Origin of the sequence: Chryseobacterium taichungense, assembly GCF_900109935.1 — a bacterium.
Taxonomy (GTDB): domain Bacteria; phylum Bacteroidota; class Bacteroidia; order Flavobacteriales; family Weeksellaceae; genus Chryseobacterium; species Chryseobacterium taichungense.
Genome location: NZ_FOBV01000004.1, coordinates 373,192 through 386,033, shown reverse-complemented (window position 1 = coordinate 386,033; position 12,842 = coordinate 373,192). Strand labels below are relative to the sequence as shown.

13 protein-coding genes are annotated in these 12,842 nt (G+C 36.4%); 3 read left to right on the top strand and 10 right to left on the bottom strand.

Translation table 11 applies throughout. The annotated features are described in order from the left end of the window. Nucleotides 1–14: 14 nt before the first annotated feature. Complete coding sequence (locus tag BMW64_RS11110) at nt 15–1,259, bottom strand: DUF445 domain-containing protein (protein ID WP_090000030.1); 1,245 nt, start codon at nt 1,257–1,259, stop codon at nt 15–17. Nucleotides 1,260–1,338: 79 nt separating this feature from the next. Between BMW64_RS11110 and msrB the strand changes: the two genes are divergently transcribed. From msrB to BMW64_RS11095, 3 genes are all read left to right on the top strand, one after another. Next, nucleotides 1,339–1,779, top strand: coding sequence for a peptide-methionine (R)-S-oxide reductase MsrB (gene msrB / locus BMW64_RS11105; RefSeq protein ID WP_090000029.1), 441 nt, complete (start codon nt 1,339–1,341; stop codon nt 1,777–1,779). A 131-nt stretch (nt 1,780–1,910) separates the two neighbouring features. Continuing rightward, the gene (locus tag BMW64_RS11100; RefSeq protein WP_090000028.1) at nt 1,911–2,675 is read left to right on the top strand and encodes a murein L,D-transpeptidase catalytic domain family protein; all 765 of its coding nucleotides are present in this window, start codon (nt 1,911–1,913) and stop codon (nt 2,673–2,675) included. After that, complete coding sequence (locus BMW64_RS11095; RefSeq protein WP_090000027.1) at nt 2,676–3,050, top strand: cupin domain-containing protein; 375 nt, start codon at nt 2,676–2,678, stop codon at nt 3,048–3,050. Between the two features lie 67 nt (nt 3,051–3,117). Here BMW64_RS11095 and BMW64_RS11090 read toward each other — a convergent pair whose 3' ends face one another. From BMW64_RS11090 to BMW64_RS11050, 9 genes are all read right to left on the bottom strand, one after another. Next, nucleotides 3,118–4,239 carry a TlpA family protein disulfide reductase gene (locus BMW64_RS11090; RefSeq protein WP_090000026.1) on the bottom strand — a complete coding sequence of 374 codons (1,122 nt, stop codon included), beginning with the start codon at nt 4,237–4,239 and terminating at the stop codon, nt 3,118–3,120. Between the two features lie 136 nt (nt 4,240–4,375). Then, entirely contained in the window at nt 4,376–5,617 is a 1,242-nt protein-coding gene (gene fabF / locus BMW64_RS11085) for a beta-ketoacyl-ACP synthase II (protein WP_090000025.1), read from the bottom strand. Between the two features lie 59 nt (nt 5,618–5,676). Then, nucleotides 5,677–6,102 (bottom strand): PaaI family thioesterase, encoded by a 426-nt coding sequence (locus BMW64_RS11080; RefSeq protein WP_090000024.1) that lies wholly within the window; start codon nt 6,100–6,102, stop codon nt 5,677–5,679. A gap of 6 nt (nt 6,103–6,108) precedes the next feature. Beyond that, nucleotides 6,109–7,377: an acetyl-CoA C-acetyltransferase gene (locus BMW64_RS11075; RefSeq protein WP_090000023.1), complete on the bottom strand. Its 1,269-nt coding sequence runs from the start codon at nt 7,375–7,377 to the stop codon at nt 6,109–6,111. Between the two features lie 10 nt (nt 7,378–7,387). Beyond that, nucleotides 7,388–7,993: a TetR/AcrR family transcriptional regulator gene (locus BMW64_RS11070; RefSeq protein ID WP_090000022.1), complete on the bottom strand. Its 606-nt coding sequence runs from the start codon at nt 7,991–7,993 to the stop codon at nt 7,388–7,390. 201 nt (nt 7,994–8,194) lie between these two features. Then, nucleotides 8,195–8,614 carry an OsmC family protein gene (locus BMW64_RS11065; protein ID WP_090000021.1) on the bottom strand — a complete coding sequence of 140 codons (420 nt, stop codon included), beginning with the start codon at nt 8,612–8,614 and terminating at the stop codon, nt 8,195–8,197. A gap of 89 nt (nt 8,615–8,703) precedes the next feature. Further along, on the bottom strand, nt 8,704–9,570 hold the full coding sequence (locus BMW64_RS11060) for a helix-turn-helix domain-containing protein (RefSeq protein WP_090000020.1): 867 nt from the start codon (nt 9,568–9,570) through the stop codon (nt 8,704–8,706). A gap of 137 nt (nt 9,571–9,707) precedes the next feature. Further along, nucleotides 9,708–12,380, bottom strand: a complete 2,673-nt coding sequence (locus tag BMW64_RS11055) for a TonB-dependent receptor domain-containing protein (protein WP_090000019.1) — start codon at nt 12,378–12,380, stop codon at nt 9,708–9,710. Nucleotides 12,381–12,491: 111 nt separating this feature from the next. Beyond that, nucleotides 12,492–12,779 carry a hypothetical protein gene (locus BMW64_RS11050; protein ID WP_228400913.1) on the bottom strand — a complete coding sequence of 96 codons (288 nt, stop codon included), beginning with the start codon at nt 12,777–12,779 and terminating at the stop codon, nt 12,492–12,494. Between the last annotated feature and the right edge of the window lie 63 nt (nt 12,780–12,842).

Here is a 12,842-nt window from a genome sequence, read left to right as displayed (position 1 = left end):
TTTTTTTTGCAGCTTTAAAGAAAAAAATGGGCAATCGTATAAATAATTAATCCTACCAATCCCCCGACTAAAGTTCCGTTTACCCGTATAAATTGAAGATCTTTCCCTACTTCAAGTTCAAGCTTTTCACTGAGCTCTTTTCCTTGCCAGTTTCCTACCGTTGAGCTGATGAGGTTTCCGAATTGGTGAGTGTTTTTCAGAATATATTTATAAGCCGTTACCCGTACCCAATTGTCGATCTTTTGTTGGAGGTTTTCATCAGTTTTCAAATTTTCTGAAAATTCATTCAGGTTTTTAGAAAGATACATTTTTAATGTAGACTGTTCTTCCTGAAGTTCATTTTTGAGCGTATTTTTAATGGAAATCCAGATGTCATTCGAATATTCTTCGAGTTTTTCACCTTTTAAAAGATCATTTTTGATATTTTTAAATTCTTCATCCCATTTCGGATCTTCTTTTAAATCAACAGAAAATTCATGGATTTTTTTTGTAATCAACGCTCTGATTTCATGTTGTGGATCTTCTTCAATTTCTCTGAAAAAATCTGACAGACCGTTGGCAATTTTGTCGGCGATTTTATTGTCAACAAAAGCAGGAATAAATGTATAGCTGCCTTTTTTTACCCTTTCTTTAATCATTTCATCATTCTCAAGAATATAGTTTTTGATTTGTGACGAAAGATTGGTTACTATTCTCTGATGATCATTTTTATCAATAATATAACTGATCCCGTTTCCTACAATTTTATTAAGTTTAATATCATCAGTCATTTCCTGAACTTTCTTCGTGATAAACTGACTCACTGAAGAATCGTCAAGCTTATTTAAAATATCCAGAACAATATCTGAAAGATTTTTAATCAGAATTTCCTGGTTTTTCTCCTTTCCGAGCCATTCTCCTACGAATCCTGAAATTTTCAGCTTCTGCATATAAGGTCTGATATTTTGAGGGGAAAGGAAGTTGCTCACCACAAAGCTGCCCAGATTATCACCCAGCCTTTGTTTGCTGTTTTCAATCAGATTAGTATGAGGAATGGGTAAGCCCAACGGATGTCGGAAAAGAGCCGTAACTGCAAACCAGTCTGCCAAAGCTCCCACCATGGCCGCTTCTGAAAAGGCGCGTACATAGCCAACCCAATGAGAGTTGACATTTTTTTGTAATAGCGTGGTACCGATGAAGATTACTGCCATCAGGAGGAAAAGCCCGGTAGCAAATGCTTTATATTTTCTAAGCTGTTTTCTCTTTGCCTCATCATTCATATGCTCAAATTTAGTACATTTGATTGTGAATTTATGAGTTATTGTAAACATAAAGTCACAAAATATTTAAAATAATTTTATGGAAAACGAAGCAAAAAACAATCCATACTACTCACGAACAGACCGTGCACCGTTGAATGTTTCTAATGACGAGTGGAAAAATATACTTTCTCCGGATCTGTATGCGGTTGCAAGGGAAGCTGCTACCGAAAGAGCTTTTACCGGAAAATACAATGAATTCAATGAAATTGGAGAATACTTCTGTGCCGTATGCGGAAATCATCTGTTCCGGTCTACCTCAAAATTTTCAAGCAGCTGCGGATGGCCCAGCTTTTTTGAGGCCGATAAAGAAGGTGTTTATTATAAAAGAGATTTAACCTACGGGATGGACAGGGTAGAAGTACTTTGTAAAAGATGCGATTCTCATCTTGGGCATGTTTTTGATGACGGTCCGAAACCTACCGGACTACGGTATTGCATGAATTCCGTAAGCCTGGAGTTTGTTCCTGATGAGCAATAATAAGTTGTTTTTAAGCACGAAATCAGTAAGTTAAAGTTTCTTAAATTTGAGTTAAACTTGTGGAGTTATTCTTTCAGATATCTATGTTTTTATACATTTGCTGACTCAATTGGATTTAACATATATATTGAATGAAAGGATTTTATAGCTTATTAAGTATTGTTTACATGGTAACTACTTCATTCTATCTGTCGCCTGAAAAGGAGATTGCAAAGAATGAAATCAGGACAAAAAAGATTGAAAAAGTAGCCGGCACAAGATCGGAAAGCACCACAGAGAAAACAGTATCCTCATCAGAAGAGTTATACAGATCTATCGCATTTGAACAAGGACATGAACTTAACGAAGAAGTTTTCTTCAAAGCCTTAACTGGTTTTGAGAATTTGAAGAAAGCTGGTTTGCTTAATCAGGATTCGCATTTACTTACGGTATGCGATTTTTCTATGTCCTCAAATACGAAAAGACTTTGGGTAATTGATATGAATGAGAGAAAAGTACTGTTCAATTCACTGGTCGCTCACGGAAAAAATACCGGAGAAGAGTTTGCAACGAATTTTTCAAATACCGAAAGCTCACTTCAGAGCAGCTTAGGTTTTTATATTACGGATGCAACGTACAATGGGGACAATGGATTTTCCCTGAGATTACTGGGAATGGATAAAGGTTTTAATGATGCAGCCTACAGAAGAGCAATCGTTATGCACGGTGCAGACTACGTAAGCGATGAATTTGCAGCAATGCACAAAAGAATCGGAAGAAGCTGGGGATGTCCTGCTGTGCCAAGAGATCTTACGCAGCCGATCATTAATACGATCAAAGGAAGAAATCTTCTTTTTATTTATTATCCCGATCAGAATTATCTTTCTAAATCAGAATGGTTAAAAACATCAGCTTAAATGAATGAAACCTCAGAATTTATTGCAGCAATAAGACTCATCAATAATCCTGACGGAAACAGCGCTTTTGAAATGGGTAGAATTCCTGTTCTGAAGCCGATAAAAACGACTTCTTTCTGGATCAGCAATAAAACTGAAGAATGGGAAAAAGCAGAGCATCCGGCACCCAGAAAGCAATTTGTAGTAACGTTAAAAGGTAAAATCAGGTTTAAGGTAAGCGATGGTTCAACATTTATTATCGAACCCGGGATTATTCTTTTAGCTGAAGATGTAGAAGGGAAAGGGCACAGCTGGGAGTTGGAAGAAGGTGAAAAATGGGAAAGGCTTTATATTCCGGTTGATGATAATGATGAAAGTGGATTTATTCCCGATTGATCCTGATTAGAAAAATTTTTAATTAATTTATAAAAAAGCAGTCAAAAAATGACTGCTTTTTCATTTATTACTGTAGATATTCCAGCATCTTATTTTTCGCCTCCTCAAGATTGCCGCTGATTCTTGCAATTATTTTTCCATTTTCATCGATAATAAAATGAAGCGGATAAGAAGTGGCATTTACCTTTTTCTGAAAATCTTTGTTAATATCAAAAAAATTAATCCATGTCGCGTTATTTTTCTTCAGGATATTCGTGGCTTGTTCCATTCTTTCGGGTGTCCTTTCATCGGTAATGGTGATGAAATTTACATTTTTATCCTTTAGTTCGTTTTGTAGCTTTACAATTTCGGGCATGCCTTTTATGCAGGGCGCACAGGTTGTTGACCAATAATCAATAAACGTGAGTTTATATTTTTTAAAATCTTCCGAAGTCAGTTTATTCTGTTTGTCAAAATTAATATCGGGAATTTTATTTCCAATGCCTGTCAGTTTTTCAGCGTTCAGGCGGCTTTTAATATTTATGAAGAGTTTATTCTGTTTGAATTTTTCTGAAAATAAATTCATATTCTTCAGGTAATCCGGATGATAATTATAGAGCATATAATCGTTGACGATTTCCCACAAAGCAGCATAAGAATCAGGATTTTTTTTGATATACCTGGCAAGAAGTTCCTGTTTTTTAACAAAATTGATAAGACTGTCTGCTTTATTAAAATTGTTGGATCTTATGTAAACTTCTTCTAGTGATTTCTGTAACATCTTATAGTCCTTATTAGTCGGTGTTTCTGCAAGAACTTCCATATTGTTTATATTATCAGGCAAATGAATATTGTATTTTCCTTTTTCCAGGAAAAAAGTTTTTGTCCAGTAACCGGATTGTTTTTTCTTATCGAGATATATAAAGGCAACAGGTTGCGGATACTCAATATATCCATGAATAAGATTTTCTTTATGTATTTTTAAAAAGTACATTGAATGGTCTGCATCGATATTTTTACCGAAATCTACAATATCTGCGTTTGGCTGTAATGTGAAATTATAAAGCTCTCCAAAACTCTTTTTTATCACCGGAGTACTGAGCATAAGACTGTCATTAACATATAAAGGAGATGTAAGATTGATCTCAAAATTATTTTGAGAATACATTACATTAGAAATTAAAAAGAAAATATACAGAAGGTTTTTCATAAAAAACAGTGTGATTTAATTGCGGCTAACTTACAAAAACTTCAATACATAAAAAATCCCTGCGCCTGAACGCAAGGAATAATTTTAAGATTACACCATGAAATAATTCTTAATCAGATACTATTTAATGCTGTATTTAAGAAAACTTCTTGAAAATCAGCGTAGCATTATGTCCTCCAAAGCCAAAAGCATTACTCAAAGCGTAATTGATATCCTTCTCTTTAGCTTCTCCAAAGACAATATTAAGATCTTTCGGAATATTCTCATCTATTGTATGAAGATTAATCGTTGGCGGAATAATTCCCGTTTCAATAGCTTTAATAGAAAGAATTGCTTCCGCAGCTCCGGCAGCACCCAGCAAATGCCCTGTCATGGATTTTGTTGCGCTGATATCCAGATTTTTGCTTCCTTTAAATAATTTATTAATACCATTCAGTTCCACCAGGTCTCCCATAGGCGTTGAGGTTGCATGAGGGTTGATATAGTCGATGTCGTCTGTATTAATTTGCGCTTCATTTAATGCCAGCTGCATGGCTCTAATGGCACCGACTCCATCAGGATGGGGTGCTGTCATATGGTAGGCATCTGCCGTCATTGCAGCCCCGACAAGCTCTGCGTAGATTTTTGCTCCTCTTGCTTTGGCGTGTTCGTACTCTTCCAAAATCAATGCTCCGGCTCCTTCTCCCATCACAAACCCGTCTCGGTCTGCATCATACGGTCTGCTTGCGGTGGCAAAATCATCATTTCTGGTAGACATAGCTTTCATAATTGAGAAGCCTCCTACCGATGCCGGCGTAATGGCTGCCTCTGAGCCTCCACTTACAATAACTTTTGCTTTCCCGAGCCTGATATAATTGAATGCATCCATTAAGGCAGTATTTCCGGTGGCGCATGCAGAAATCGTAGTATAGTTGATTCCCTGAAGCCCAAATTTCATAGAGATCATTCCCGAAGCCATGTTAGCAATAAACTTTGGGACAAAAAATGGATTAAACCTTGGCGTGCCGTCACCTTTCGTGAATTCCATTACTTCACTTTCGAAAGTCCACATTCCTCCCTGTCCGGTTCCCCAGATAACTCCGGTGTCGAAAGGATCCATATTTTCAAGTTCGAGCCCTGAATCTTTCAGAGCCTCAGCTGTGGAATACATGGCATATTGTGAAAAAAGATCACTTCTTTTAATTTCGTTGTGGGATAAATGAGCTTTAGGATCAAAGTTTTTTACTTCACAGGCAAAATGTACTTTGAATTTTTCTGTATCAAAATGGGTTATTTTGTTGGCTCCGCTTATTCCGTTGATGCTGTTTTTCCAGAATTCTCCGACAGTGTTTCCCAAAGGTGTTACTGCACCGAGACCTGTAATGACCACTCTCTTCATAGGTACTGATTTATCTTTTTTGTTGTATCATCGGTTATTTTAAGTAAAGCGATGATTTTTTAGTTATTAATTTTAAATAAATTGGAGGAGCCTCTCGCAATGATGCGCGTTTTATCTGCATTCCAGATTTCACACTGGGCATTTACAAACTGCTTACCTCTCTTAATAATTTTTGTTTCTGCGATGATAATATCATTTTCTCCTGCAGTAGAAAAATAATCAATGACATTATTGATGGTTGTGATGAAGGAACTTTCATTTAACGAAAACATAGTTGCGCCAATAATATCGTCGACGATAGCAGCAGTGATTCCGCCATGGAGATTTCCCGCAGGATTCAGCCATTCGTGTCTTATGGTGTACTGAAATTCAAGTTTCCCTTCTTCTGCAGAAAGTATAATTGGGTTCAGCCATTTCATGAAAGGAGATGGGGATTGCGTAAATTCTTTTCCGATAAATTGTTTTAACTGTGCAAGTCTGTCCATTATTTTTTATTTTTCTAAAATCATGGTAATTCCCTGTCCACGTGCAGCGCAGATGGAAATAAATCCTTTTCCGCTTCCTTTTTCGTCTAAAAGCTTGGCTAATGTTGCAATAATTCTTCCACCAGTGGCAGCAAAAGGATGTGCTACGGCAAGACTTCCGCCTTTTACATTTAATTTATCTCTGTCTATTTTTCCTAATGCTTTTTCTAATCCGAATTTTTTAGCCAGATCATCATTTTCCCAGATTTTTAATGTGGCTAAAACCTGTGCGGCAAACGCTTCATGAATTTCGTAAAAATCGAAGTCTTCGAGGCTCATTCCTGCTTTTTTCAACATTCTTTCGGCGGCAAAAACAGGAGCAAGAAGTAAGTTTTGTTTATTTTCCACGTATTCAATTCCTGCAATTTCAGAGAAAGTGATATAGGCTAAAATTGGTAAATCATTCGCTTTTGCCCATTCTTCGCTCGCTAATAAAACGGCAGAAGCTCCATCGGTAAATGGTGTTGAATTCCCTGCTGTCAATGTTCCGTTTTGTTTGTCAAAAGCAGGTTTTAAAGTAGCTAATTTTTCTAAACTCGTGTCACGACGAAGATTATTATCTTTATTCAAGCCGTAAGCCGGAGAGATCATGTCGTCAAAAAATCCTTCGTCGTAAGCTTTTGCCATATTCTGATGACTTTTAAAAGCAAGTTCGTCCTGTTCTTCACGAGAAATTCCGTAATATTTTGCAGTAATTTCTGTATGACCACCCATCACCAGACCTGTTTTAGGTTCCTGGCCTTTGTATGGAATCGGCATCCAGTCTTTTAATTTCGGAGTTAATAGTTGTTTGATTTTTCCAAAGACAGATTTTTCTTTATTGGCTTTTAATAAAGCTGTTCTTAATCTTGGAGAAGACTCAAAAGGAATATTGCTCATTGCTTCAACACCGCAGGCAATTCCGCTTTCAATCTGCCCTAAGGCTATTTTATTTCCAATGTAAATTGCCGCTTCAATTCCTGTGTCACAAGCCTGCTGCAGATCACAAGCCGGAGTTGCAGGATCGAGATCTGTATTCATAACAGTTTCTCTGATGAGGTTGCTTTCAGAAATATGCTTGATCGTTGCACCTCCCGCAACTTCTCCAAGGAGTTTTCCTTTAAGGTTGTAACGGTCGATCAAACCATTCAAAGCAGGAAGCAACAGATCCTGATTTCCTTTGTCTGCGTAAGCTGTATTCATTCTGGCAAAAGGGATCCTGTTGTATCCTACGATAGCCACTCTTTTTGTTTCCATAGGCTGAAGTTTATGATGGGTGTTTGTTCAGTTCTTTATCGATAATACTAAGAATTCTGTCTAATGCCTGATTGAGAAATTTTTCTTCTCCGGTGGTTTTTGATAGTAAAATACCTCCCTCAATCAGCATGACGAATAGTGAAGCGTATTCTCCGGCATCAGCCTTTTCATTCATCTCTCCGGTTTTTTGTCCTTGTGTAATAACCTCTGAAATTTTGATTATCCATTCTTCAAAAGATTTTACCACCTGATTCTTAAGATCCGGCATTGTATCATCAGCTTCGGTTGCTGCGTTCATCAAAGGACAACCTCCATTAAGAAATACCGGCTGCCAGTTTTTCCTGTAAAATGCAACGAACGCCCGCAGCTTGTCAATTGAAGAAGGAAATTCTTCACTGAAAGAACGTGACATGCTTTGCTTTAATAATTTTGCATTGTATTTATAGACTTCAAGGGCAACTTCATCCTTGTTTTCAAAATTTCCGTAGATACTGCCTTTCGTTAATCCTGTAACTTCTGTGATGTCTGATAATGTCGTAGAAATATACCCCTTGGTATTAAACAAAGATGCTGTCTTCTCAATAATGAATTGCTTTGTCTTTTCTGCTTTAGACATTTTTCAGTTTTATGATGCAAATATACATAAAATACCAATCGGTATATTTTATATTTATGGATTTAATCTATTAACTCAAACTATTTAACTTTATTTAAGTTGAAAGACGGTTCAAATGTAGGTTTGGCTAAAGCCATTTGATTGTTTTAAATGAAAAAACGGGCTAAAGCCCGTCCCTATTAATGATTTATACTTTATAATTTAGCTCTTCAAAGTAGCATTTAAAGTAATTTCAAAGTTGAATGCAGCGCTTACCGGGCATCCTTCTTCTGCAATTTTTGCATATTTCTGAAATTCTTCTTCTGAAATTCCCGGAACTTTTGCTGTTAAAGTTAATTCGGATTTTGTAATTTTTCCTACACTTGGATCAAGGGTAATTACTGAAGTGGTTTTTAATTCTTCGGGGCTAAATCCTGCCTGAGAAAGCTCCGCGCTTAATTTCATGGTGAAACATCCTGCGTGTGCCGCAGCTAATAATTCCTCAGGATTTGTTCCCACGCCATCTGCAAACCGACTGTTGAATGAATATTGCGTCTGGTTTAGTGTTGTACTTTGTGTAGTAAGATGTCCATTTCCTTCTTTGATGGTACCGTTCCAAACGGCTGTTGCGTTACGTCTCATAATACTTTAATTTTTTTGTTGTTAATATTGTTTGTTTTGATGTTACAAAGATATATCAGATAGTATTCCAAATAAATACATAAAATGAACTAAATATTGTACTTTTTTCCCGAACTGTAATTTTTCTTAAAATTTGACGGAGTACTTCCTGTTTTGTTGGTAAAAAGACGATTAAAATAGGCCGGATCATCATAGCCCAGATCATAAGCAATTTCTTTGACAGGTTTATCCGTGTAAATGAGAAGCCTTTTCGCTTCAAGTAGAATTCTGTTGATGATCAATTGATTGGGAGATTCAAGATGTAAATTTTTAAATTTATGTGTTAACGTTTTAGGGGCTATATGGAGAAGATCTGCATATTCTGAAACATTGTGTTTTTCTCTGAAATGAATCTCCAGGTATCTGCTGAAGTCCCGGAAGATATCAATTTCGTTACTTGGAATTTTCCGGTTGTCATTATCAAGATTTTGTTTTTTCCATTTCCTTGTAGCGCGGATAATGATCTGTTTTACGTATGTCCTGATCATTTCTTCTGCAGAAGAATCTTTTCCTTGCAACTCTTCCTGAATATTTTGAAACAAATTTTTAATGATTAAATTTTCTTCGTCATCAAGCTCTACAAAAGGAATCTCAAAAACATTATGAAAAAGAAGACCGTCACAGGCTACTTCTTTATCGTGAATCTGAATGCAATAAAAATCACGGTTATAATACAGTAAAGTAGCATCTTCTTTAGTTTTAGAGATTTTTATATGCTGATTTGTCAGGAAAAAAAGACTTGGTTTTACCGTTTTAAAATGATTAAAGTCAACAGAAATCTCAGAACCGGATGGAATATATAAAACTTTAATATCATAACGAAACTTATTTCCGCTGAAGGCTTCAAGAGGATTTTCGGAAACATTTTCTATACCGAGCTTCTTGTAGTGATCTTCAAAAATAAGTGTTTGTGACATGAATTTTACTTTATGATAAATATACAAAAAAGCATGGCTTTAATCATTATTGTTAAAACCATGCTTGTAGTAGTATGAAATTTGAGAATGAAAATAATTTGAAATCACTCAAACTCTACAGCTCTCAAACCTAAAACTTAAAAAGTCACATCCAATCCAACGTAAAAATTAGCCTTCATAATCGGAGCATAGATCATTCCTCCATCAAAATAATTTCCGAAAGGGTTTTTTACATCAACAATTGCATTTTTCTGATAATAAGAAGTTAAATTCTCACCACCCAGATAGGCTCTGATTTTTTTGTTGAAATTTCTCGAAATCTGCGCATTTAAAACAGCATAAGATGGCGAATATGAAGACAATTGAAATTCCTCAGGATTTGATGAAGTGTCCGGAAGTCTTTGTTTTCCTACCAGATTCAAAGTCGTATCAAAACTCCAGAAACCACCGTTATTATCTTTGTTTGTAGAATAAGCTACATTTACGAAACCTCTGTGTTTGGCCATAAAGGGAACTTCTCTTCTTCCGCTCAGATAATCAGCCTGCACATCATAATATTTGTAAGCAAGTCTTATATCAAAATTTTTAAAAGGTGTAAAATCCCACTGCGTCTGAAAAGAATTGGCAAATGATTTTCCTTCCAGATTATAAAAAGTCAGTTGCTGAGGTGAACGGTCCAGATCTACCATCACCTGATCCTGAAAATCTGTTCTGAAAAAATCGGCTACAATGGTCGATTTTCTCCCGAAGAGTTTAAATTCCTGTTGCAGGCTTGCTCCATAATTCCATGCGATTTCAGGCCTTAACCCGTAAATATTTCCTCCGTTTTCAAGAATCTGGATATTCCTGTTGGAAGCAAAATACTGCTGACTTTCCGCAAAAACATTCGCTGTTCTGAAACCTCTTCCGGCTGAAAGTCTTAGAATAGTCTGCGGAGTGATGTCGTATTTAAAATTTAATCTTGGCGAGAACTGAGTTCCTGCCAGATTGTGAAAATCAACCCTGGCACCTGCGACCAAAGTATATTTTACTCCTGTCAAAGTATATTCTGCAAAGGCTCCCGGAACGATCTCATTTCTTTTAAAATTTCCTGTTAAATAAGTTTCATCGTAACCATCATACATGAAACTCGCTCCTGCTTTGTACTTATGATTTGTATTACCTAAAATACTTTCAAAAATTAAATTTGAATAATATGTCTGCTGTTTTCCGGAATAATTTCTGAGACCAAAGAAACTGTCCTGCTGATGAAAAGTATACTGATTCATCCAGCCCAGACTTTGGTAAGGTTTTCCTTTAAAAACATATCCCGTTTTATTCCAAACCTGAAATCGTGAAATATCAATCCCGACACCATACAACGACTGTTGATTCTGCGGCATTTTTTTATCAAATCCAATCTGACCCGCTGTTCTTTCATCCTTGATAAAATTGATTCCGAAATGAGATCCGAAACCTGATTTTTCAAGGTCATTATAATTGAGCAAATAAGCTGCATTGAGCTGTGTGCCTTTTGGCCTGTCCAGAAAGCTGTCGTTATTCATATCTGTATCCCCAAAAGTTCCGTTGCCATGAAGAAGAAACGTCTGCGACCATTTATCATCTATTTTAGAAACACTGGTAATGTTGGCTTCCGTTCTTCCGTTGAAATCTGCAAAAAGATTGAGCGATGTTTCGGGCTTTTCTGAATTCTTCAATAATTCAGTATTAATTTGTCCTGTAATGCTTTCGTAACCGTTCGTCACCGTGCTTCCACCTTTGGTAAGCTGAATACTTTCGATCCATCTTCCGGGAATAAAACTTAATCCGTATGCGGATGCCAGTCCTCTCACTTCAGGCAGAAGTTCTTTTGTCAGGCTGGTGTATTTCTGATCTAAACCTAACATTTTCAACTGTTTCGTTCCCGTCACCGCATTGCTGAAAGAAACATCCACTGTGGCATTGGTTTCAAAGCTTTCGGATAAATTACAGCAGGCAGCTTTCAGCAATTCTTTCTTATCGATGTTAAAAATTAATCCCGCTTCTTTTTTACTCAGTGAAGTAGATGCCTTTCCGCCTGTTACTGTAACACCTTCGATGGCTTTTTCATTGTTGTTTTCAGTGTGGGAAGTTTCCTGCGCCTGATGATCCTGCTTGCCATTTTCTTCCGAATGGACCTTCGGATTTGCTTCTCCAAATGGCGTTTCCCTGTCATAAAGACAACAGGAAGGAAGATTCTTATAAGTACTGTCGCTGGATTTATACTTTTCATTGTCGTGACCTACATCGGCGATTTTCTTCAGAATTTTATCTGATGAGGTTTTTTTCGGATCAAAATTTAAAATAACAGTCTGTTTTTCTGCATCCCATTCTGCAAGATCGGCACCGGCGTCTTTTGCAGCTTTTTCAATTCTTGCTTTACAGGATTCACAGTTTCCTTTCACATAAAATTCATTCTCTTTTTTTGAATGGATATGATGATGCTCATTTGCGGTCAATTGATCTCTTTCATAATGACAGCAGGCTGGAAGGGCATTGTAATCAGCTTCTGAAGCGTTAAATTTTTCGTTGTCGTGCCCTGCTTTTGCAATTTCTTTTAAAATATCGTCTGTAGAAACAGTGTCATCAGTCTCTAATGTTAAGGTTTGCGAATCAACGGAATAGCTTGCTTTTTTGGCGCCGGATTTTTTCGCAGTAGTTTCGATTCGATCTTTACACAAATCACAGTTTCCTTTTACTTTAAACTGGTTTTGAGAAAGATTTTGCGCAAATACAAATGATGTAAATAATAAGAATAGACCAAGAATAATCCTGGAAATATATGATTTCATATTGTTTAAAATTAGATTAATTCAATTAATGTAACGATTTAACAATGTGATAATTTAACAATCATTAGCAGATTGATAAACTGCAACATTGTTACATTTATTTTTAATTAATTAACCTATTTTCGGCGGTTGCCAGATCTCCTTCAGCCGTCCCGGAAGATATGGGTCTGAATATTGGAAATATAAATTTTTATTGGCTTTGTAAAAAGAAATATCCAGTTTTAGGCTTCTGGAAAAAGGAGTTTCTATAAAACTGTAGCAGGTGGCACAATACGAACAGCAGTTGTCATTACACGAGGAAGTTTTTTGCTTTTTGTTGTGATTTTCTTTCGAATGTTCTTTGTGCTGTTTTTTGCAGCAATCACTTCCGGAGCTTTCCTTACAGCATGTTTCCTGCATATTTTGAGCATAAAAATTATCTTTAGGAATCAGAAAAATTCCTAGGCAAAAAATAATTGTTAT